The organism is Streptomyces sp. NPDC006235 (genome assembly GCF_040613735.1).
In the GTDB taxonomy this organism is placed as follows: Bacteria; Actinomycetota; Actinomycetes; order Streptomycetales; family Streptomycetaceae; genus Streptomyces.
Genome location: NZ_JBEXSR010000008.1, coordinates 1 through 21,557 on the forward strand (window position 1 = coordinate 1; position 21,557 = coordinate 21,557).

Here is a 21,557-nt window from a genome sequence, read left to right on the forward strand (position 1 = left end):
ACCCCGACGTGATCTTCCTGGCCGAGGCCTTCACCCGCCCCGCCATGATGCACACCCTCGCCCAGATCGGCTTCCAGCAGTCCTACACCTACTTCACCTGGCGCAACACCAAGCAGGAGCTGACCGAATACCTCACGGAGCTGTCGGGGGAGGCCGCCTCCTACATGCGGCCGAACTTCTTCGCCAACACCCCCGACATCCTGCACGCCTACCTCCAGCACGGCGGCCGCCCCGCCTTCGAGGTCCGCGCCGTCCTCGCCGCCACCCTCTCCCCGACCTGGGGCATCTACTCCGGCTACGAGCTGTGTGAGAACACCCCGCTCAGGGAGGGCAGCGAGGAGTACCTCGACTCCGAGAAGTACCAGCTCAGGCACCGTGACTGGGAGACGGCCGAACGCGAGGGCCGCACCATCACCCCGCTGCTCACCCGGCTCAACACCATCCGCCGCGAGAACCCGGCCCTCCAGCAGTTGCGCGACCTCCACTTCCACCACGCGGACCAGGAAGCGGTGATCGTCTACTCGAAGCGGCAGGGTTCGAACACGGTTCTGGTGGTCGCCAACCTCGACCCCCACCACACCCAGGAGGCCACGGTCTCGTTGGACATGCCGCAACTCGGCCTCGACTGGCACGAGTCGGTGCCGGTGCGCGACGAGCTCACCGGCGAGACCTACCACTGGGGCAGGGCCAACTATGTGCGCCTCGAACCGGGCCGTAGGCCCGCGCATGTCTTCTCGGTTCTGCGACCGTCCACCCCGCAGATCGGAGGGTCACCCACAACATGATCGTCAACGAACCCGTTCAGGACACCTTCGAGGACACTCCCGCCAGGGACCGGGACCCGGAGTGGTTCAAGCGCGCCGTCTTCTACGAGGTACTCGTCCGCTCGTTCCAGGACAGCAACGGTGACGGCGTCGGGGACCTGAAAGGCCTGACCGCGAAGCTCGACTACCTCCAGTGGCTCGGTGTCGACTGCCTGTGGCTGCCGCCGTTCTTCAAGTCCCCTCTCCGCGACGGCGGCTACGACGTATCGGACTACACCGCCGTCCTGCCGGAGTTCGGTGACCTGGCCGACTTCGTGGAGTTCGTCGACGCCGCCCACCAGCGCGGCATGCGCGTGATCATCGACTTCGTCATGAACCACACCAGCGACCAGCACCCGTGGTTCCAGGAGTCGAGGAAGGACCCCGACGGGCCCTACGGCGACTACTACGTGTGGGCGGACGACGACAAGCAGTACCAGGACGCCCGGATCATCTTCGTCGACACCGAGGCGTCGAACTGGACCTACGACCCGGTCCGCAAGCAGTACTACTGGCACCGCTTCTTCTCCCACCAGCCGGACCTCAACTACGAGAACCCGGCCGTGCAGGAGGAGATGATCTCCGCGCTGAAGTTCTGGCTGGACCTGGGCATCGACGGCTTCCGGCTGGACGCGGTGCCGTACCTGTACCAGGAGGAGGGCACCAACTGCGAGAACCTCCCGGCCACCCACGACTTCCTGAAGCGGGTGCGCAAGGAGATCGACGCGCAGTACCCGGACACCGTGCTGCTCGCCGAGGCCAACCAGTGGCCCGAGGACGTCGTCGACTACTTCGGCGACTATCCGAGCGGCGGCGACGAATGCCACATGGCGTTCCACTTCCCGGTGATGCCGCGCATCTTCATGGCCGTACGGCGCGAGTCCCGCTACCCGGTCTCCGAGATCCTGGCCAAGACCCCGGCCATCCCCTCGGGCTGCCAGTGGGGCATCTTCCTGCGCAACCACGACGAGCTCACGCTCGAGATGGTCACCGACGAAGAGCGCGACTACATGTGGGCCGAGTACGCCAAGGACCCGCGGATGCGCGCCAACATCGGCATCCGGCGCCGGCTCGCCCCGCTGCTGGACAACGACCGCAACCAGATCGAGCTGTTCACGGCCTTGCTGCTGTCGCTGCCGGGCTCGCCGATCCTGTACTACGGCGACGAGATCGGCATGGGCGACAACATCTGGCTCGGCGACCGCGACGCGGTGCGCACGCCGATGCAGTGGACGCCGGACCGCAACGCGGGGTTCTCCTCCTGCGATCCGGGACGGCTGTTCCTGCCCACGATCATGGACCCGGTCTACGGCTACCAGGTGACGAACGTCGAGGCGTCCATGGCCTCGCCGTCGTCGCTGCTGCACTGGACCCGCCGCATGATCGAGATCCGCAAGCAGAACCCGGCCTTCGGTCTGGGCTCGTACACCGAGCTGCCGTCGACGAACCCGGCGGTGCTGGCCTTCCTGCGGGAGTACGAGGACGACCTGGTGCTGTGCGTGAACAACTTCTCGCGGTTCGCGCAGCCCACGGAGCTGGATCTGAGCGCCTTCGAGGGGCGGCACCCGGTGGAGCTGTTCGGCGGGGTCCGCTTCCCGGCGATCGGCGAACTGCCGTACCTGCTGACGCTGGCAGGTCACGGTTTCTACTGGTTCCGGCTCCGCAGGGATACCTTGTGAGGCCTGAGACGGCCTGACGAGGCCCCGCAATCACGGGGCGGGCCGCAAACCCCCGTGGCGGGGCGTTTCTCCCGCCCCGCCCGGGGCACGCATCAGTAACACCCCGCCCATCCGCGTGAGCCGGAGGGGCGCCGCCGGCACCTGCCGAAGGACCCGGAGGCGCACCAATCATGGGTGAAAGGACGCGACGCCATGTCGGAAGCCGTCACACGCACCGTCACCGCCCCGCCCGGCCTTCTTGCCTCACTCGATCCGCTGCTGCGGGAGTGGCTGCCACGGCAGCGCTGGTTCGCGGGCAAGGGACGTCCGGTCACCGGATTCACGCTGGTCGAGGCCACGGAGCTGCTCCCCGCCACGGGCAAGCTCGGCCTGTACCACCTGCTCGTACGCGCCCACCAGCCGTCCGTCCCGTCGCACGGCGCGCCCGGCCACCCCGGCGACTGCTACCAGTTGCTGATAGGTGCGCGCGAGGCGCTGCCGCCTCGGCTGGCGCCCGCGCTGATCGGACACATGGCGACGGGGCCGCTGGCCGGCCGGACGGTCTACGACGCCCTGCACGACGCCAGGCCCGCCGAACTGCTCCTGGAGGCGCTGCGCACCCAGGCCCGGATCGGCGGGCTCCGCTTCGAGCGGGACCTCGACCAGGACATCCGGTCCGGACTGGTGCCGCGCGTGGTGACCGCGGAGCAGTCCAACTCGTCGATCGTCTACGGCGATACGTTCATCCTGAAGCTGCTGCGCCGGATCGTGCCCGGGGTCAACCCGGATCTGGAGCTGCCGCTGGCGCTGGCCCGCGAGGGCTGCCCCCGGGTGCCCGCGCCGACGGCCTGGATGGTCGCGGACGTCGACCCCGCGGCGGACCCGGTGATCTCGGCGGGCCCGTCCGACCTGGCCGGCCAGCCGTATGTGCTGGGGGTGCTCCAGCCGTTCGTGCAGGGCGCCTCCGACGGCTGGGAGCTGGCGCTGCGCGAGCTGGCCAAGGGCGAGGACTTCGGCGCCGAGGCGCGGGCGCTGGGCCGGGCCACCGCCGAGGTCCACACCACGCTGGCCCGGGCACTGCCGACGGTCACGCTCGGTCACATGCAGCTCCGGCTCATGGTGGACGGCATGATCGAGCGGCTGGAGGCGGCCGTCCAGGCGGTGCCCGCGCTGCGGCCCTACGCCGGCGGGCTGCGCTCGGCGTTCACGGCGCTGGGCGATCTGGCTGCCGAGGGCCGCACCTGGACCGCGCAGCGGGTGCACGGCGATCTGCACCTCGGGCAGTGCCTGCGCTCGCCGGCCGGCGAGTGGTGGCTGATCGACTTCGAGGGCGAACCGGCCCGGCCGCTGGCCGAGCGGCGCATGCCGCAGCCGGCGGTGCGGGACGTCGCCGGGATGCTGCGGTCCTTCGACTACGCGGCACGCTCGGCCGATCCGCCCCAGCCGGACTGGGCCGAGACCTGCCGTTCCGCGTACTGCTCCGGGTACGCCGAGGCCTCCGGCCTCGATCCGCGCACCGACCCGGTGCTGCTGCGCGCCTATGAAACGGACAAGGCGATCTACGAGGTGGTGTACGAGGCCCGGCACCGCCCCGACTGGCTGCCGGTGCCCCTGGCCGCCATAGACCGGCTCGCCTCGACCGGCCACCTGACCTGACCCGACCTGACAGATCCACCTGCGTCCTGGAGGCTCCGCCCGTGACCCCCCGTCCTGAGTCCAGCGGTTCCCGTCCCAAGGGGACGGCCGGGGAGAAGATCCCCGAGCAGCCCACGGCCGCCCAGAAGAAGAGCGCCGCGAAGAAGACGTCGGTGCCGAAACAGGCGGCGGCCAAGAAGGCGACGGCCCCCGCGAAGAAGGCCGCCGCCAAGACGACGCCCGCCGCGCAGCCACCCGCGACGAAGGCCACGGCCAAGAAGGCGGCCCCGGCGAAGACGACCGCGAAGAAGGCCGTCGAGAAGAAGGCACCCGCGACGAAGGCCGCCGCCGAGAAGACGGCCGCGACGAAGACGGCCGCCAAGAAGACGACGGCGAAGAAGACCACCGCCAAGAAGGCCACGACGACGAAGGCGACGGCCACCAAGGCCGCTGCCAAGAAGGCGACAGCCAAGAAGGCGGTCGCCAAGAAGGCCACGACGACGAAGGCGGCAGCGACCAAGTCCACCGCCACGAAGGCCGCGGCCTCCAAGGCCACCGCCTCCAAGGCCGCGGCCGCCAAGACCACTGCCACCAAGACCACCGGCACCAAGTCCACGGCTGCCAAGACCGCCGGCACCAAGGCCACCACCGCCAAGCCCCCCGCGAAGAAAGCCCCCGCGAAGAGGGCTCCCGCCAAGAAGGCCACCACCAAGAAAGCCACCGCCGGTACCGGCACCGCCGCCCCCGCCCAGACCCTCCCCCCGGAGATGGAGGTCGCCGTCTCGCCCGCCGTCGGCGCGGCCGACCGGGAGCGGCTGCTCAACGGCACGCATCACAACCCGCACTCCGTGCTCGGCGCCCACCCCGTGCCCGGCGGGATCGCGTTCCGGGCGTTCCGGCCGTACGCCCTGTCGGTGACCGTCGTCGCCGGGGAGGTGCGGACGGAGCTGGAGAACGACGGGGAGGGGTTCTTCTCCGGGCTGCTGCCGCTGCCGGAGGTCCCGCAGTACCGGCTGCTCGTGGAGTACGAGGGGACCGTCCTGGACACCGAGGACGCCTACCGTTTCCTGCCCACGCTGGGCGACCTCGACCTGCACCTGATCGGCGAGGGCCGGCACGAGCAGCTGTGGACGGCGCTGGGCGCGCACCCGATGACCCACCAGGGCGTGACCGGCACCCGGTTCGCGGTGTGGGCGCCGAACGCGCTCGGCGTGCGCGTGGCCGGCACCTTCAACTTCTGGGACGGCACCGGCCACGTCATGCGCTCGCTCGGCTCGTCGGGCGTGTGGGAGGTGTTCCTGCCGGACATCGGCGAGGGCGAGCTGTACAAGTTCGAGATCACCCGCCCGGACGGTTCGAAGACGCTGCGTGCCGACCCGATGGCCCGCCGCACGGAGGTGCCGCCCGCGACCTCGTCGGTCATCACGTCCTCGGAGTACGAGTGGGGCGACGACGCGTGGCTGGCCCGGCGCGCCGAAGCCCCGGCGCACGAGGCGCCCTTCTCGGTGTACGAGGTCCATCTGCCCTCCTGGCGGCCGGGGCTGACGTACCGTCAACTGGCGGAGCAGCTCCCGGGGTACGTGAAGAACCTGGGCTTCACGCACGTCGAGCTGATGCCGGTCGCCGAGCATCCGTTCGGCGGCTCCTGGGGCTACCAGGTCACCGGCTTCTACGCGCCGACGGCCCGGCTGGGCACGCCCGACGACTTCCGGCACCTGGTGGACTCGCTGCACCGGGCCGGGATCGGCGTACTGATGGACTGGGTGCCGGCGCACTTCCCGCGCGACGACTGGGCGCTGGCCGAGTTCGACGGCCGCCCCCTGTACGAGCACGCGGATCCGCTGCGGGCCGCGCACCCTGACTGGGGCACGCTGGAGTTCGACTACGGGCGCAACGAGGTGCGCAACTTCCTCGTCGCGAACGCCCTGTACTGGTGCGAGGAGTTCCACATCGACGGGCTGCGCGTGGACGCGGTGGCGTCGATGCTCTACCTCGACTACTCGCGCGAGCCAGGCCAGTGGACGCCCAACGAGCACGGCGGCCGGGAGAACCTGGACGCGGTGGCGTTCCTCCAGGAGATGAACGCCACGGTGTACCGCAGGGTGCCCGGTGTCGTCACGATCGCCGAGGAGTCGACCGCCTGGGACGGCGTCACCCGGGCCACCCACCACAAGGGCCCGAGCGGCTTCGGCGGGCTCGGGTTCGGGCTGAAGTGGAACATGGGCTGGATGCACGACTCGCTCCAGTACATGAGCCACGAGCCGGTGTACCGCAAGTACCACCACCACGAGATGACGTTCTCGATGGTGTACGCGTACAGCGAGAACTACGTCCTGCCGATCTCCCACGACGAGGTCGTGCACGGCAAGCGCTCCCTGGTGTCGAAGATGCCGGGCGACTGGTGGCAGCAGCGCGCCAACCACCGGGCGTACCTGGGCTTCATGTGGGCCCACCCCGGCAAGCAGCTGCTGTTCATGGGGCAGGAGTTCGCGCAGGGCGCCGAGTGGTCCGAGGCGCACGGCCCGGACTGGTGGCTCCTCGACCCGGGCTACGGGGCCGAGGCCGAGCACCGGGGCGTGCGGGACCTGGTCCGCGACCTCAACACGGTCTACCGCGCGACTCCCGCGCTGTGGCGGCTCGACACGGACCCGGCCGGTTTCGAGTGGGTGGTCGGGGACGCCGCCGACGACAACGTCCTGGCGTTCCTGCGGCTGGACCCGGAGGGCACTCCGATCCTGTCGGTGTCGAACTTCGCGCCGGTCGTCCGCCAGGACTACCGCCTGGGCGTGCCGGAGGACGTCCCGGCCTGGCACGAGGCCGTCAACACCGACGCCGCGCGCTACGGCGGCAGCGACGTCACCAACCCCGACCCGGTCAAGCCGGAGGCCCAGCCCTGGCACGGCCGCCCGGCGAGCATCCGGCTGACGCTGCCGCCGCTGGCCACGGTCTGGCTGCGCCCGGCGTAGGCCTGTGACACGGGTGTGACGGGAGGAGTGGCTTCCGTCACAGCCGGTCCGGGCCGGGCCTGGTGGGGTGGCCGCATGCGTGCCACCCCACTCACCCGCCGGCCCGGAAAGGGCTGAGGCCCGTGCTCGTGGGTCTCGGTGTCTCGGCGGCCTGCGCCGTCGCCGCGTTGATCGCCGCCGCGGGGACCGCCGCGATGGCGTTCCCCGGGCGGCCCGAGCCGTGGCCCGTGCATCTGATGCGGCGGGCGGCGGCGACGGCCGCGTGGGCGGCCGCAGCCGTGTACTGCCTGGGGTTCTTCGCCGTGCTGGCGTCGGAGTCGGACTTCAACGACGGGGCGAACTCGGTGCCGGCCCCGGCCTGCCGCGACGGTTTCGACCCGGCCATGATCCAGGGCCTGACCCACCACCGGTCCTCGTACCTGCCGCTGCGCTTCGACTGCGTCCGCGACGACGGTTCCGTCTACGCCAGTGACTCCTTCTACGTGTGGATGAACTGGTCGAGCGCGCTCCTCGCCCTGTCCGCCGCCCTGCTCGCCATCGGCGCCGGGTACGCGACGGAGTTCCGTGCCCGCAAGGCCGCGGCGGCTCCATGACGCTGCTCCCGGTCTTCACCGGACTCGTGATCGGCTGGGTCGCGCTGCGCGGGCTGCTGGCGCATCCGCTGCTGCCGCTGTGGGTGCGGACCTCGGTGTTCTGGGCGGTGCCGCTCGGCGCCGTCACGTGGCTGTACATCATGGCCGCGGACGACTCCGTGCTGTTCCCCGATACGGCTCCCTGTCCCAGGGAGCCGTATCGGGAGGGCGTGATCGGCAGCGGCCGGGTGTCGGGCGTCTCCACGCCGTTCCCGCCCCGCGCCTACTGCGCGTGGGAGGACGGCACCGTCTACGACCTCGCGCCCGGGGCCGCGTTCCTGTTCTGGGTCTTCTTCGCCCTGACGGCCGTACCGCTGGCGGCCGGGCTGTGGCACGCCCTGCGTGATCCGAAGTCCCTCCTGCGGTAGGCGCGTTCAGTGGGAGGGGGCTACCCGAACGCCTCCGACAGGGACTCGGGCAGCTTCCCGGTGTGCAGCACCCCGAGCCGCTGGGTGGCCCGGGTCAGGGCCACGTACAGGTCGCTGGTGCCGTAGCGGCCGGGCTCGACCACGAGGACGGAGTCGAACTCCAGGCCCTTGGCCTGGCGCGGGTCGAGGAGGACGACCGACCGGGTGAGGTCGGGTTCGGTGCCCGCCGTCACGCCGTCCAGCCGGGCGGCGATGCCGCGGTGGAGGTCGCGCGGGGCGATCACCGCGAGCCGTCCCTCGTCGGGAGTGAGTTCCCCGACCGCCTTGGCGACGGCGCCCGGGAGGTCGTCGGTGGCCCGCGCCCAGGGGCTCAGGCCTGTGGAGCGGACCGAGCTCGGCGGCTCGAAGTCCGGGTGCTCGGCGCGGACCACGGCCGCGGCGACGTCCATGATCTCTGCCGGGGTGCGGTAGTTGACGCCCAGCCGGGTGTGCTCCCAGCGGTCCTCGACGTACGGGGCGAGGATGCCCGACCAGGAGCCGACACCGGCCGCCTCCGCCGTCTGCGCGGGGTCGCCGACCAGGGTCATCGAGCGGGTCGGGCTGCGCCGCATCAGCAGCCTCCACGCCATCGGCGACAGCTCCTGCGCCTCGTCGACGATGATGTGCCCGAACGCCCAGGTGCGGTCGGCGGCGGCGCGCTCGGCGGCGCTGCGGTGGTCGTCCTCCTCGTGCCGCTCGGCGAACCGCTCGGCGTCGATGATGTCGTGCGCGGAGAGCACCTCGGAGGACTCGGGGTCGTCCTCCTCCTTGTCCTCGAACTCGTAGGTCCGGGACGCGTACGACACGTCCAGCACGCCCTGCGCGTAGGCGATCTGCCGCTCCCGCTCGCGCTGCGCGCGCTGCCGGGCCAGCCGGTCGTCCTCGCCGAGGAGTTCGGCGGCCTCGTCGAGCAGCGGCACGTCCGCGACCGTCCAGCGCCGGGTCACCGGACGGCGTACGGCGGCGGCGTCCTCGGCGGGCAGGAACTCCTCCGGCGCGGCGAGGAAGTCGGCGACGAGCCGCTGCGGGGTCAGCAGCGGCCACAGCTGGTCGATGGCGGCCCAGACCTCGGGGTTCTCGGCGAGGTCGTCGCGGATCTGGGTGATGTCGCTGGGGTCGAGCAGGCTGGACCCGTCGAAGGGGTCGGTGCCGATCCGCTCGGCGTACAGGTCGGTGAGCGCGTTGAGGATGTGACCCTCGAAGTGCTCGCGGGCGGCGTTGTGCGGCAGCTTCGCGGCGCGGGTGCGCTCGCGCGCGACGTTCACCAGGCCGTCGTCCAGCATGAGCACTTCGCGTTCGTGCTCGATGGCGATCACCGGGTCGGGCAGCGCCTGCCGGCTGCTCACGACCTCGGCGAGGACGTCGGCCATGTCGGCGCGGCCCTTCACGGCGGCGGCCTCGGGCGTGTCGGTGGCGGTCGCCTTCACGCCGGGGAACAGTTCGCCGACGGTCGCGAGGAGCACACCGGTCTCGCCGAGGGAGGGCAGCACCTCGCCGATGTAGCCGAGGAACGCCGGGTTGGGCCCGACGATCAGCACCGCCCGCTTGGCGAGCAGCTCCCGGTGCTCGTACAGCAGATAGGCGGCGCGGTGCAGGGCGACGGCCGTCTTGCCCGTGCCCGGGCCGCCCTCCACGACCAGGACGCCCCGGTGCGGGGCGCGGATGATGCGGTCCTGGTCGGCCTGGATGGTCTGCACGATGTCGCTCATGCGGCCGGTGCGCGCCGAGTTGAGCGCGGCGAGCAGCACGGCGTCGCCCGACGGGTCCTCGTGGCCGGTGCGGGTCTCGTCGCCGAGGTCGAGGATCTCGTCGTGCAGGTGGGTGACCCGGCGGCCGTCGGTGGCGATGTGCCGTCGGCGCCTGAGCCCCATCGGGGTGTGGCCGGTGGCCAGGTAGAAGGGGCGGGCGACCTCGGCACGCCAGTCGATCAGGACCGGTGTGCGCTCGGCGTCGTCCCTGCGCAGGCCGATGCGGCCGATGTGGTGGGTGACGCCCGAGGTGAGGTCGATCCGGCCGAAGCACAGGGAGCCGTCCACCGCGTTCAGGGCGGCGAGCAGCCCCGATCGCTCGGCGACCAGGATGTCCCGCTCCAGTCTGGCCTGCATGGGGGTGTTGCCCTGCGCGAGCGCGTCCGTGACGGAGGTCTCGGCGTCGCCGCGCAGCGCGTCCACGCGCGCGTACAACCCGTCGATGAATTCCTGCTCCTGCCGCAATTCATCGTCCGGAAATTCGGTGTTTGACAATTCCGCTCCCGCCCGGATATACTGTGCTCACTGAACTTCACTATGACTTCAATCAACTTGAAGTCACGAATGAACAAATATACGCAAGGAAATCCCCCGAGCGCAATTGCTCGGGGGATTTCCTGTTCTGCGGGCGGGTCGCCTAGAGCACGTCCGCCAGTTCCTGAAGCAGCCGCCGCTTGGCCCGTGCGCCCACCATCGCCTTCACGGGCTCGCCGCCGCGGAACACCATGAACGTCGGCATCGACAGCACCTTGTAGGCGTTCGTGGTCTCCGGGTTGGAGTCCACGTCGAGCTGCACCACCTTCAGCCGCTCCCCCTCCTCGGAGGCGAGGGCCTTGAGCACCGGACCCATCTGCTTGCAGGGCGGGCACCAGTCGGCGGTGAACTCCACCAGCACCGGCAGGTCCGCGCCGATCACCTCCGCCTCGAAGTCCGCGTCCGTCACATCGATCACCATGTGTGCCTCCCCAGCTCGCACTGCGGCTCCGGACCCCCCGGAGCCTCCGCCTCGGCGGCCAGCTCCGCCCGCGCCAGCTGCCGGGCGACCGTCTCCCGGACGGCCGTCAGCTGACCGATCAGGGAGTCGAGTTCGTCCAGCTTGCGCCGGTAGACCGCGAGCGACGCCGGACAGGTGTCACCCTCGGGGTGCCCGGCCCGCAGACACTCCACGAAGGGCCGCGTCTCCTCCAGGTCGAACCCGAAGTCCTGCAACGTCCTGATCTGCTCCAGCAGCTTCAGGTCGCACTCGTCGTACGTCCGGTATCCGTTGCCCTCTCGCCGCGCGGGCAGCAGCCCCCGCGACTCGTAGTACCGCAGCGTCCGCGTCGTGGTCCCGGCCCGTGCGGCCAGCTCGCCGATTCGCATGCGTCGAACGTAGTCCTTGACGCCGACGTCAAGGCAACAGCGGCTTCCGCTCCACCGGGGAGGTCAGCACGATCGACGTCGTGGTGCGGCCCAGCGCGGAGACCGCCTCCAGCACCTCCTCCAGGTGGACGGTGTCCCGGACGGCGGCCTTGAGGATCCAGCAGTCCTCCCCGACCACGTGGTGCACCTCGGTGATCTCGGGCCGCTCGATCAGTTCCAGGGTCCTGGGGTGCTTGAGGTTGTAGCCGCCGTGCGGGTCGACCCGGATGAACGCCTGGATGCCGTAGCCGAGTCGGGCCGGCACGACATGGGCGCCGTAGCCGCTGATCACGCCCGCCGCCTCCAGCCGTCGCACGCGCTCGGTGACCGCCGCCGGGCTGAGCCGGACCCGGCGGCCCAGCTCGCTGAGCTTGATCCGGCCGTCGGTCTGCAGCAACTGCAGGATCTGCCGGTCCAGCGCGTCGAAGGCCACCGAGGTTTCGTCGGCGACGGTGCGCGAATACCGCGGTTCTTTCGGCGTAGCGGCCTGAACTCCCATGGTTCCCCCTTCAAGGCGTGGCTGTGCGCCAGGAGAATTATGGTCATGGAAAAGGCCCTGGAAGTCCTGGTCATCGGCGGGAACCGGTACGCCGGAAAGCGTCTGATCGCGCGGCTGCTCGCCGACGGGCACCGCGTCACCGTGCTGAACCGGGGGTCCGCCCCGCCGCCCGCCGGAGCGCAGCACCTGGTCGCCGACCGGGACGACGAGCGGTCCCTGACCGGCGCGCTCGGCTCGCGCGTCTTCGACGTCGTCGTCGACCAGGTCTGCTACACACCCCTCCAGGCGGCCCTCGCCCGCCGCGTCTTCTCCGGCCGCACCCGCCGCTATGTGATGACCTCCACGGTCGAGGTGTACGAGTACGAGGACTCCCCGGCCCTCGTGCGCGAGGAGGCCGTCGACCCGGCCACGGTCACCGTGGACCTCGGGTTGCCCTGGGACGACCCGGCGTTCCTTGAGGCCAACTACGGGGAGGGCAAGCGGCAGGCCGAGGCGGTCCTCGCGGCCGACGGCCCGGCGTTTGCGTACACGGCGGTGCGGGTGGCCCATGTGCTGGGCGGGGCCGACGACTTCACCGGGCGGCTGGCCCACTACGCCGAGCGGATGCGCACCGGCGAGCCGATCGCCGTGCCGGTGGTGAACCGGCCCGCCACCTACGTGCACGTCGAGGAGATCGGCCGGTTCCTGGCCTGGGCCGCGGGCGAGGACTTCACCGGGCCGGTGAACGCCGCCTCCCACGGGCCGCTGACCACCGAGGAGTTGTGCGAGGCGGTGGCCGCGCACGTCCCGGACGGCCGGGCCGTGTTCCGGCCCGTCGAGGTCGGCGAGGTCTCCCCGTTCTCCTTCCGCCGCTCCTACGGCATGGACAATGCCCGCGCCGCCCGGCTCGGCTTCACCTTCACCGACGCCCGGCAGTGGCTGCCGCGTGCCGTCGCCGAGACGCTCGGGAAGGGCGACTGACATGCGGTACAGGACACTCGGCGGGCTGAAGGTGAGCGCGATCGGGCTCGGCGCGATGCCGCTGTCCATCGAGGGCCGCCCGGACGAGGAGCGGGCGCTGGCCACCGTGCACGCCGCGCTCGACGCGGGTGTGACCCTCCTCGACACGGCCGACTCGTACCACCTGCCGGGCGCGGAGCCCGGCCACAACGAACGTCTGCTGGCCCGCGCGCTGGCCACGTACGGCGATGACTCCTCCGGCGTGCTGGTGGCCACGAAGGGCGGGCGTGGCCGCCCCGCCGACGGCGACTGGACGGTGAACGGCTCCCCGCGCCACCTCAAGGCCGCCGCCGAGGCCTCCCGCACCCGCCTCGGTGTGGAGGCGATCGGCCTCTACCAACTCCACAAGCCGGACCCCGAGGTGCCCTTCGAGGAGTCGGTCGGTGCCCTGCGCGAGCTGCTCGACGCCGGCACGATCCGGCTGGCCGGGGTGTCCAACGCGGACGCGGACCAGATCCGGCGGGCCCGGGAGATCCTCGGCGAGAAGCTGGTGTCGGTGCAGAACCGGTACTCCCCGGCCGTCCGGGACAGTGAGCCGGAGCTGCGGCTGTGCGCGGAACTGGGGCTGGCGTTCCTGCCGTGGAGCCCGCTGGGCGGGCTGGCCCGCAGCTCCCTGGACGGGCCGTCGCGCACGGAGGGCAGGGATCGCCTGGCCGCCTTCCACGAGGTCGCGGCGGAGCGCGGCGTCAGCCCTCACCAGGTCGGCCTGGCCTGGCTGCTGGCGCGCTCCCCCGCCGTCGTCCCGATCCCGGGGGCGAGCCGGCCCGAGACGGCCAGGGACTCGGCGGCCGCGGCGGACCTGGTGCTCAGCACGGAGGAACGGGCACGGCTGGACGAGGCCACCGAGCCGGTCCGCGTCTAGCGCGCCCCGGCGGACTCCGGCTCCTTGTCCTCGGCGGGCTCGTCCGCGGTCTTCCCCTTGCGGGGCAGCAGCAGGGCCACCACGACCGTACCGACACCCAGGATCACGGCCCCGACCAGACTGGTGTGCGCGACGGCGTCGGCGAAGGACGACCCCACCGCATCGGCCATCTGCCGTGCACCACCGGCGAGTTGCCCGGCCTGCGCCTTGAGCCGCTCCGCCTGCTGGGGGTCGCTCGTGTGCGCCGCCTGCTCGGCCAGCTGCCGTGCCTTGTCACCGATGCCCCGGGCGACGGCGTACCCGGCCCCCACGGAGTCCTGGGCCGTCTCCAGCGAGGAGGCGGGGAGCTTGCCGCCGGACGTCGCGTCCGCGAGGTGGCCGGAGTACGACGTGGCCAGCAGCGAGCCGAGGATGGCGATGCCGAGCGACCCGCCGAGCTCCAGCGACGTGTCGTTCACCGCGCCTCCGACGCCCAGCTGGGACTCCGGGAACGCCCCCATGATCGCGTCCGTGCAGGGCGAGAGCGCGAGTCCGATCGCGAGGCCGAGGACGATGAGAGGTGCGACGAAATCGCCGTACGACGACCCGGAGTCGACCCGGGTGAGCAGCGCCAGGGCCGCCGTACCGCCGACCATGCCGGCCGTGACGGTCCACTTCATGCCGACCCGCGGGGTGAGGTAGCCGGTGAGGGCGGAGCCCGCGAAGACGGCGCCGGCCAGCGGCAGCATCCGCAGGCCCGTGTCCAGGGCGTCGTAGCCAAGGACGAACTGCAGGTGCTGCGTCAGGTAGTAGAAGGCGCCGAAGACGGCCAGGAAGAACAGCGCGACGGCGAGGTTGGAGCCCGCGAAGCGGCGGTCGGTGAAGCGGCGCACGTCGAGGAGGGGACGCGGGTGGCGCAGCTCCCAGAGCACGAAGGCCACGAGCGCGACGCCCGCGACGACCGCCGCCGTGACCGCCTTGACGCCCCAGCCGAAGTGCGGGCCCTCGATGATCATGTAGACGAGCGCGCCGATCCACACCACCGACAGCAGTCCGCCGCCGTAGTCGATCCGCCCCTGCCGGCCGGACCTGGACGGCGGTACGAGGACGAGCGCGCCGACGACGGCCAGGGCGGCGACGGGCACGTTGATGAGGAACGTCGACGACCAGCCGTGGTGCTCCAGCAGCGCCCCAGCGACCAGCGGCCCGGCCGCGATGGCGAGTCCGGCCGTGGCGGTCCACAGGGTGATGGCCTTGGCGCGCTCGGCGCGCGGGAAGGTCGCCGCGAGCAGGGACAGCGTGGCGGGCATGATCATCGCGGCGCCGGCGCCCATCACGGCTCGGGCCGCGATCACCGCCGTGGCGCTGTCGGCGAGGTAGCCGGAGACGGCACCGCCGCCGAAGACGACCAGCCCGAGGACGAGCGCGCCCCGGCGGCTGTACTTGTCGCCTATCGCGCCGAGCAGCAGCATCAGCGCGGCGTACGGGACGGTGTAGCCGTCGATGACCCACTGGAGGTCGGCGCTGGACAGGCCGAGGTCCTCGGTCATGGCGGGCGCGGCGACGGTGAGGGCGGTGTTCGCCATCACGATGATCAGCAGGCTCAGGCAGAGCACGAGGAGCGCCCACCAGCGGCGTGCGTAGGGGCGGTCCATCCTCTCGGCCGGTTCGGTCATGACGAGTCGCATGGCAGGGGGTCGCCTTCCTCACTGACTTGCACAGGGGTGTGCACTTGCACAACATTGTGCAATGTACGTCGTTGCACAGTGCTGTGCAAATCGATGAGGGAAGGGGCACAATGGCGTCCATGACCACGGGCACCACCAGCCGCGCCGACGCCAACCGGCGCCGCATCCTCGACGTCGCCCTCGGCGAGCTGTTGCGCGACCCCGACGCGTCCATGGACCAGATCGCACGCGCGGCGGGCGTCGTACGGCGGACCGTGTACGGGCACTTCCCGAGCCGCGAGGCGCTGATCAGCACGCTCGTCGACGAGGCGGTCCAGGCCCTGTCGGCCGCGCACGCGGCGGGCCGGGAGGGCGTCGAGGATCCGGCGGAGTCCGTGGCCCGCTCGGTGCTGGCGGTGTGGGAGCTGGCCGACCGCTACCGGCTGCTGATCGCGCTCGCCCAGCGCACGGTCACCATGCAGGGCATCCGGGAGCGGCTCACCCCGGTCCGGGAGGCCGCCACCGCAGTCCTCCGGCGCGGCCTCGACGAGGGCGTCTTCAGCTCACCGCTGCCCGCGCCGGCCCTGGCGTACGTGCACGAGCAGATGCTGGTCGCGCTGATGGAGGCGGTGAACGACGGGCTCGTGGCAGCGCGAGAGGCGGGCCGCTGCGCCGCGGTCACTGTGCTGACCGCGGCGGGCGTGCCCGCCTCGAAAGCCACCGAACTGGTGGTGAAGCTGAACGATTGATCTGTCAGGGGCCCTGCCGGATGAAGACGGGCCGGGCGGCTGAGCGACGGGGGGACACTCAGCCGCCCGGAGTCTCGCGGGGCGCGGCCGTCAGGCCTTCGCCAGCTCCTTCTCGCCGCCCTGCTCGGGCACCTCGACGTGGTCCTCGGCCGGACCGCCGTGGCCGTCGTCCAGCAGCGTCTTCTCGTCGAAGGGGATCTGACCGGCGAGGACCTGGTTCACGCGGTCCTTGTCGATCTCCTTCGTCCAGGTGCCGATCAGCACCGTGGCCACGGCGTTGCCGGCGAAGTTGGTCAGCGCACGGGCCTCGCTCATGAAGCGGTCGATGCCGACGATGAGGCCGATGCCGTCCACCAGGGCCGGCTTGTGCGACTGGAGACCACCGGCCAGGGTCGCGAGGCCCGCGCCGGTGACACCGGCGGCGCCCTTGGAGGCGACCAGCAGGAACAGCAGCAGCGGGATCTGCTCGCCGATCGACATCGGCGTGCCCATGGCGTCGGCGATGAACAGGGACGCCATGGTCATGTAGATCATGGTGCCGTCGAGGTTGAAGGAGTAGCCGGTCGGGACCGTGATGCCGACCACCGGCTTGCTGACGCCCAGGTGCTCCATCTTCGCGATGAGCCGCGGCAGCGCGGACTCGGAGGAGGAGGTGGACAGGATCAGCAGGAACTCACGGCCCAGGTACTTGAACAGCGTGAGGATGTTCAGGCCGGAGATCACGCGCAGCAGGATGCCGAGCACGATGAAGACGAAGAGGAAGCAGGTGACGTAGAAGCCGAGCATCAGCACGGCGAGGCTCTTGAGCGCGTCCACGCCCGCCGAGCCGGTGACGGCCGCGATGGCGCCGAAGGCACCGATCGGGGCGGCCCACATCACCATGGCCAGGATGCGGAAGACGAGCCGCTGGATGTGCTCGATACCGCGCAGGATCGGCTGGCCGGCCGAGCCCATGCCCTGGAGCGCGAAGCCGGCGAGCAGGGCGATCAGCAGCGTCTGGAGGACCGACTCGTTGGTGAAGGCGGAGACGATCGTGGTCGGGATGATGCCGAGCAGGAACTCGGTGGTGCTCTTGCCGGCCTCGGGGTCGATCTGGGCGTGACCGGCGTCCTTGACCGCATCGGTCACCGCGAGGCCGGTGCCCGGCTCCAGGATGTTGCCGACGACCAGGCCGATGCCCAGCGCGACCAGCGACATCACCGTGAAGTAGCCCAGGGCGATACCGCCGACGGCACCGACCTTGGCTGCCTTCCGGACCGAGCCGATGCCCAGCACGATCGTGCAGAAGATGATCGGCGAGATCATCATCTTGATCAGGTTCACGAAGCCGGTCCCGATCGGCTTCAGCTCGACAGCGAAGTCGGGTGCGGCCAGACCCACCGCGATACCGGCGGCGACCGCGATGATCACCGCGATGTAGAGATAGTGCGTGCGGTCCCGCTTGGCTTTTGGTGCGGTAGGTGCCGTATCGGCTGCGCTGGTCACGGCGGCCCTCCTTGACGACGTCGTCGGCATCACCGGCGTGCGGCTCACGTCCGGGAAAAGGGAGCGGGGGCTCCCGGAGATGCGTATTGGGGAATGCCGTGACTATGTCCTGCTCTGTGAGCGCGGTCACCCTTCCGTTCATTTAGTTCACAATCAGCCACGGTGCAGACTGACGGCATGCGCTTCTCCGTACCCGGTCCCCGCAGTCTGGCGGGCCAGCTCTTCGCCATGCAGGCCGTCCTGATAGCGGTCGTCGTGGCCGGATACGCGCTGTTCACTTATGTCAGTGACCGCAGCCAGGCCGAAGAGGCCGCGGCGCGCCAGGCCAGGGCGGTGGCGCGATCGGTCGCCGACTCCCCTTCGGTGCTCCAGGCGGCCCGCACCCCCAACCCCACCGCCGAGCTCCAGCCGTACGCGCTGAAGGTCATGCGGGACACCGAGGTCGACTTCATAACGATCATGGATCCGCGGGGCATCCGCTGGACGCACCCCGACCCGGACCGGATCGGCCAGCCCTTCCAAGGCCACACCGAGAAGGCCTTGAAGGGCCAGACCTTCACCGAGACCTACACCGGCACGCTCGGCCCCTCGGTCCGCGCGGTCACCCCGATCCAGGACGGCAAGGAGATCGTCGGCCTGGTCAGCGCGGGCATCCGGGTCGAGGAGATCAGCCAGCGCGTGTCGGACCAGCTGACGGCTCTGCTCGGCGTCGCGGCCGGCGCGCTGGTCCTCGGCGCCGTCGGCACCTACGTCATCAACGCCCGGCTGCGCCGCCACACCCACGGCATGAACGCGGCCGAGCTCAGCCGGATGCACGACTACCACCAGGCCGCCCTGCACGCCGTACGCGAGGGGCTGCTGATGCTGGACGGGCAGTACCGTGTGGCGCTGATCAACGACGGAGGGCGCGAGTTGCTCGGCGTGGCCGGGGACGTGGTGGGCAGGTCGGTGGCGGAGCTGGGGCTGCCCGCCCCGCTGACGGGTGCGCTGCTGGCGTCGGAGCCGCGGGTGGACGAGGTGCATCTGACGGCGTCGCGGGTCCTGGTGATCAATACGTCCCCGGTATCGGGCGGTGAGCGGCGCGGTACGGTCGTCACCTTGCGTGATGTCACCGAACTCCAGTCGCTGATGGGCGAGTTGGACTCGGAGCGGGGCTTCACACAGGCGCTGCGCTCGCAGGCGCACGAGGCGGCGAACCGGCTCCACACGGTCGTCTCGCTGATCGAGCTGGGCCGGGCGGAGGAGGCGGTGGAGTTCGCGACGGCCGAGCTGGAGCTGGCGCAGGCGTTGACCGACCAGGTCGTGGCGGCGGTGAGCGAGCCGGTGCTGGCGGCACTGCTGCTGGGCAAGACGGCCCAGGCGAACGAGCGGGGCGTGGAACTGATGGTGTCGGAGGACAGCAGCCTGGACGACGGCCTGCTGCCGGAGTCCCTCCCGTCGCGGGACCTGGTGACCATCCTGGGCAACCTGATCGACAACGCCGTGGACGCGGCGCAGGGCAGCGTGCGGGCGCGCGTGACGGTGGCGGCGTACGCCCAAGACACCGAGGATCCCGGGGCCCTCGGTGGCGCCCCGGAGCTGGTGCTGCGGGTCTCGGACACCGGCCCGGGCGTGGACCCGGAGCACGCCGAGGCCGTCTTCCAGCGCGGCTTCTCGACCAAGCCGGCGGGTCCGGGCGGCCGGGGCCTGGGACTGGCCCTGGTACGGCAGGCGACCCAGCGGCACGAGGGGACGCTGTCGGTGGCGGAGGCCGAGGGGGGCGGGGCGGAGTTCGAGGTACGGCTGCCGCTGCGGGAGTCGGGGGCGGTGGCCGAGGGCGTGTCAGCCGGGACCTCGGTGTCCAGAGGCGCTGGAGGCAACGCATGACGAGCGACAGCACGCCCGAGAGGGACATCCGCGTCCTGGTCGTGGAGGACGACCCGGTCGCCGCCGACGCGCACGTGCTGTACGTCGGCCGCGTCCCCGGCTTCGTCGCCGTGGGCAAGGCACACACGGGCGCGGAGGCCCGCCGGGCCCTGGAGCGCACCCCCGTCGACCTGCTCCTGCTCGACCTGCACCTGCCGGACGTGCACGGACTGCACCTCGCGCGGTCCCTCCGGGCGGCCGGACACCACGCGGACGTGATCGCGGTGACGTCGGCGCGCGATCTGGCGGTCGTGCGCGAGGGCGTCTCGCTCGGAGTCGTGCAGTACGTCCTGAAGCCGTTCACCTTCGCGACCCTGCGGGACCGTCTCGTGCGGTACGCCGAGTTCCACGCCGCGGTCGGCGAGGCGAGCGGCCAGGACGAGGTCGACCGGGCGCTGGCCGCCCTGCGCGCCCCGGGCCCGGCCGCCCTGCCGAAGGGGTTGAGCGCACCGACGCTGGAGCGGGTGACGGTGGCCCTGCGCGACAGCGCGGAGGGCCTCACGGCCGCCGGTGTGGCGGAGACGGTGGGCATCTCCCGCATCACGGCCCGCCGTTACCTGGAACACCTGGTGGACGCGGGCCGCGCGGCCCGCCGCCCGCAGTACGGCACGGTGGGCCGCCCGGAGCTGCAGTACCGCTGGGTCACCGGCTAGTGACGGGTCGTCAGCTCCCGATGCCCACGATCGAACCCGCGCACACGCATTGACCTGACTAGACCACTCAACTTAGGTTCACCACGCAGCCGTCCCGGCCACAACGAAGTGCGTCCGTAGGAGGTTCGTGCCGTGCGCCCCACCGCCGCTTTCACACCTCTCCTCGCCCTGGCCCTCGCCGCGACCACCCTCACCGCCTGCGGTGGCGGTTCCGGCAGCGATCCCGACACCGTGAAGGTCTCCTTCAAACAGTCCACGGACAACTCCATCAAGGTGATGGACACGTATCTCGCGGACATCAAGCAGCAGTTCGAGAAGGCCCACCCGGGCAAGAAGGTCGAACTCGTCCCGATCAAGGCCCCGGACTCGGAGTACTACACCAAGCTCCAGCAGATGCTCCGCTCCCCCAAGACCGCGCCCGACCTGGTCTACGAGGACACGTTCCTCATCAACTCGGACATCACCAGCGGCTACCTCGAGCCCCTCGACCCCTACCTCGCCAAGTGGCCGGACTGGAACCGCTTCATCGACACGGCGAAGGCGGCGGCCAAGGGCGAGGACGGCAAGACGTACGGCGTCCCCGACGGCACCGACACCCGCGGACTCTGGTTCGACAAGGGCATCTTCGCCAAGGCCGGCCTGCCCGCCGACTGGCAGCCGAAGTCCTGGAAGGACGTCCTGACCGCGGCCCGCACCATCAAACAGAAGGTCCCCGGCGTCATCCCGCTCAACGTCTACACGGGCAAGCCGGTCGGCGAGGCGGCCACCATGCAGACCTTCGAGATGCTGCTCTACGGCACGAACGACGGCAGCACGGACCCCCTGTACGACAAGAACGCGAAGAAGTGGATCGCCGGCGGCCAGGGCTTCGAGGACGCTCTCGCCTTCGTCGAGACGGTCTACAAGGAGAAGCTGGGCCCGGAGGTCTCCGACGCGCTCGACCCGAACGTCATGACCCGGGTCCGCGGCGAGTGGCTCCCGCAGGGCAAGCTCGGCATCGCCCTCGACGGTTCCTGGCTGCCGCAGGACTGGCTGCCCGGCAGCGGCCACGAGTGGCCCGAGTGGTCGAAGAAGCTGGGCCTGGCCGCCATGCCGACCCAGAACGGCCAGGCGCCCGGCAAGGTGAGCATGTCCGGCGGCTGGACCTGGTCGATCCCGGCCAAGGCCGGCAACCCGGACCTGGCCTTCGAGTTCATCAAGACGATGCAGACCAAGACCAACGCACGGAAGTGGTACGTCGCCAACTCCGGCATCGCGGTCCGCGAGGACGTGGCGAAGGACCCCGCGTACGCCACCGCCCAGCCCGGCACCAAGTTCTTCACCGACCTGGTCCGGCACACCCACTACCGCCCCGCCTACCCGGCCTACCCCAAGGTCTCCACGGCCATCCAGGAGGCCATGGAGGGCGTGACGACGGGCGACATGTCGGTGGACGAGGCGGCGGAGAACTACGTGGACGCCCTGAAGGACGCCACGGACAGCCAGGTCGTCGAGCGATAGGCGACGGGT

At 71.1% G+C, this 21,557-nt stretch carries 17 protein-coding genes and 1 pseudogene; 12 read left to right on the forward strand and 6 right to left on the reverse strand.

Translation table 11 applies throughout. The features are described from left to right. From ABZ192_RS12275 to ABZ192_RS12300, 6 genes and pseudogenes are all read left to right on the forward strand, one after another. Positions 1 to 785: pseudogene (locus ABZ192_RS12275) on the forward strand (alpha-1,4-glucan--maltose-1-phosphate maltosyltransferase); the annotation flags it as partial. After that, positions 782 to 2,482, forward strand: a complete 1,701-nt coding sequence (treS, locus tag ABZ192_RS12280) for a maltose alpha-D-glucosyltransferase (protein WP_356924432.1) — start codon at positions 782 to 784, stop codon at positions 2,480 to 2,482. The pseudogene ABZ192_RS12275 and the gene treS, both read left to right, overlap by 4 nt. A 192-nt stretch (positions 2,483 to 2,674) precedes the next feature. Next, positions 2,675 to 4,117, forward strand: a complete 1,443-nt coding sequence (locus ABZ192_RS12285; protein WP_356924433.1) for a maltokinase — start codon at positions 2,675 to 2,677, stop codon at positions 4,115 to 4,117. A 41-nt stretch (positions 4,118 to 4,158) separates the two neighbouring features. Next, positions 4,159 to 7,062 (forward strand): 1,4-alpha-glucan branching enzyme, encoded by a 2,904-nt coding sequence (gene glgB / locus ABZ192_RS12290; protein ID WP_356924434.1) that lies wholly within the window; start codon positions 4,159 to 4,161, stop codon positions 7,060 to 7,062. Between the two features lie 122 nt (positions 7,063 to 7,184). Next, the gene (locus tag ABZ192_RS12295; protein ID WP_356924435.1) at positions 7,185 to 7,655 is read left to right on the forward strand and encodes a hypothetical protein; all 471 of its coding nucleotides are present in this window, start codon (positions 7,185 to 7,187) and stop codon (positions 7,653 to 7,655) included. Then, entirely contained in the window at positions 7,652 to 8,062 is a 411-nt protein-coding gene (locus ABZ192_RS12300) for a hypothetical protein (protein WP_356924436.1), read from the forward strand. Before ABZ192_RS12295 ends, ABZ192_RS12300 begins: the two co-directional genes overlap by 4 nt. 20 nt (positions 8,063 to 8,082) lie before the next feature. Here ABZ192_RS12300 and ABZ192_RS12305 read toward each other — a convergent pair whose 3' ends face one another. The 4 genes from ABZ192_RS12305 to ABZ192_RS12320 all read right to left on the reverse strand — a co-directional run bounded on the left by ABZ192_RS12305 (position 8,083) and on the right by ABZ192_RS12320 (position 11,749). Further along, complete coding sequence (locus ABZ192_RS12305) at positions 8,083 to 10,314, reverse strand: ATP-dependent DNA helicase (protein ID WP_356924638.1); 2,232 nt, start codon at positions 10,312 to 10,314, stop codon at positions 8,083 to 8,085. A gap of 172 nt (positions 10,315 to 10,486) precedes the next feature. Next, a complete protein-coding gene (locus ABZ192_RS12310) occupies positions 10,487 to 10,804 on the reverse strand; it encodes a thioredoxin domain-containing protein (protein ID WP_356924437.1) in 318 nt (105 codons plus the stop codon). Further along, positions 10,798 to 11,211: a MerR family transcriptional regulator gene (locus ABZ192_RS12315; protein WP_356924438.1), complete on the reverse strand. Its 414-nt coding sequence runs from the start codon at positions 11,209 to 11,211 to the stop codon at positions 10,798 to 10,800. The genes ABZ192_RS12310 and ABZ192_RS12315 overlap by 7 nt, the downstream gene beginning before the upstream one ends. Positions 11,212 to 11,239: 28 nt before the next feature. Then, positions 11,240 to 11,749 carry an Lrp/AsnC family transcriptional regulator gene (locus ABZ192_RS12320; RefSeq protein ID WP_356924439.1) on the reverse strand — a complete coding sequence of 170 codons (510 nt, stop codon included), beginning with the start codon at positions 11,747 to 11,749 and terminating at the stop codon, positions 11,240 to 11,242. 45 nt (positions 11,750 to 11,794) lie between these two features. On the opposite strand from ABZ192_RS12320, the gene ABZ192_RS12325 reads away from it, so the two are divergent. Together ABZ192_RS12325 and ABZ192_RS12330 are read left to right on the forward strand one after the other, a co-directional pair. Then, a complete protein-coding gene (locus ABZ192_RS12325; protein WP_356924440.1) occupies positions 11,795 to 12,709 on the forward strand; it encodes an NAD-dependent epimerase/dehydratase family protein in 915 nt (304 codons plus the stop codon). 1 nt (position 12,710) lies between these two features. Beyond that, positions 12,711 to 13,610, forward strand: a complete 900-nt coding sequence (locus ABZ192_RS12330; RefSeq protein WP_356924441.1) for an aldo/keto reductase — start codon at positions 12,711 to 12,713, stop codon at positions 13,608 to 13,610. Here the strand turns inward: ABZ192_RS12330 and ABZ192_RS12335 are convergent. Then, positions 13,607 to 15,277 carry a DHA2 family efflux MFS transporter permease subunit gene (locus ABZ192_RS12335; RefSeq protein ID WP_356924442.1) on the reverse strand — a complete coding sequence of 557 codons (1,671 nt, stop codon included), beginning with the start codon at positions 15,275 to 15,277 and terminating at the stop codon, positions 13,607 to 13,609. The genes ABZ192_RS12330 and ABZ192_RS12335 overlap by 4 nt on opposite strands. Positions 15,278 to 15,387: 110 nt before the next feature. Here ABZ192_RS12335 and ABZ192_RS12340 point away from each other — a divergent pair, with 110 nt between their 5' ends. Continuing rightward, positions 15,388 to 16,005, forward strand: coding sequence for a TetR/AcrR family transcriptional regulator (locus ABZ192_RS12340; RefSeq protein ID WP_356924443.1), 618 nt, complete (start codon positions 15,388 to 15,390; stop codon positions 16,003 to 16,005). 90 nt (positions 16,006 to 16,095) lie between these two features. On the opposite strand, the gene ABZ192_RS12345 is transcribed toward ABZ192_RS12340, so the two are convergent. Then, on the reverse strand, positions 16,096 to 17,490 hold the full coding sequence (locus tag ABZ192_RS12345; protein ID WP_356924444.1) for a cation:dicarboxylase symporter family transporter: 1,395 nt from the start codon (positions 17,488 to 17,490) through the stop codon (positions 16,096 to 16,098). 177 nt (positions 17,491 to 17,667) lie between these two features. Between ABZ192_RS12345 and ABZ192_RS12350 the strand changes: the two genes are divergently transcribed. The 3 genes from ABZ192_RS12350 to ABZ192_RS12360 all read left to right on the forward strand — a co-directional run bounded on the left by ABZ192_RS12350 (position 17,668) and on the right by ABZ192_RS12360 (position 21,548). Further along, a complete protein-coding gene (locus tag ABZ192_RS12350) occupies positions 17,668 to 19,356 on the forward strand; it encodes a sensor histidine kinase (protein ID WP_356924445.1) in 1,689 nt (562 codons plus the stop codon). Further along, complete coding sequence (locus ABZ192_RS12355; RefSeq protein WP_356924446.1) at positions 19,353 to 20,048, forward strand: response regulator; 696 nt, start codon at positions 19,353 to 19,355, stop codon at positions 20,046 to 20,048. Before ABZ192_RS12350 ends, ABZ192_RS12355 begins: the two co-directional genes overlap by 4 nt. A gap of 132 nt (positions 20,049 to 20,180) precedes the next feature. Beyond that, complete coding sequence (locus ABZ192_RS12360; protein WP_356924447.1) at positions 20,181 to 21,548, forward strand: extracellular solute-binding protein; 1,368 nt, start codon at positions 20,181 to 20,183, stop codon at positions 21,546 to 21,548. The last annotated feature ends 9 nt before the right edge of the window (positions 21,549 to 21,557 follow it).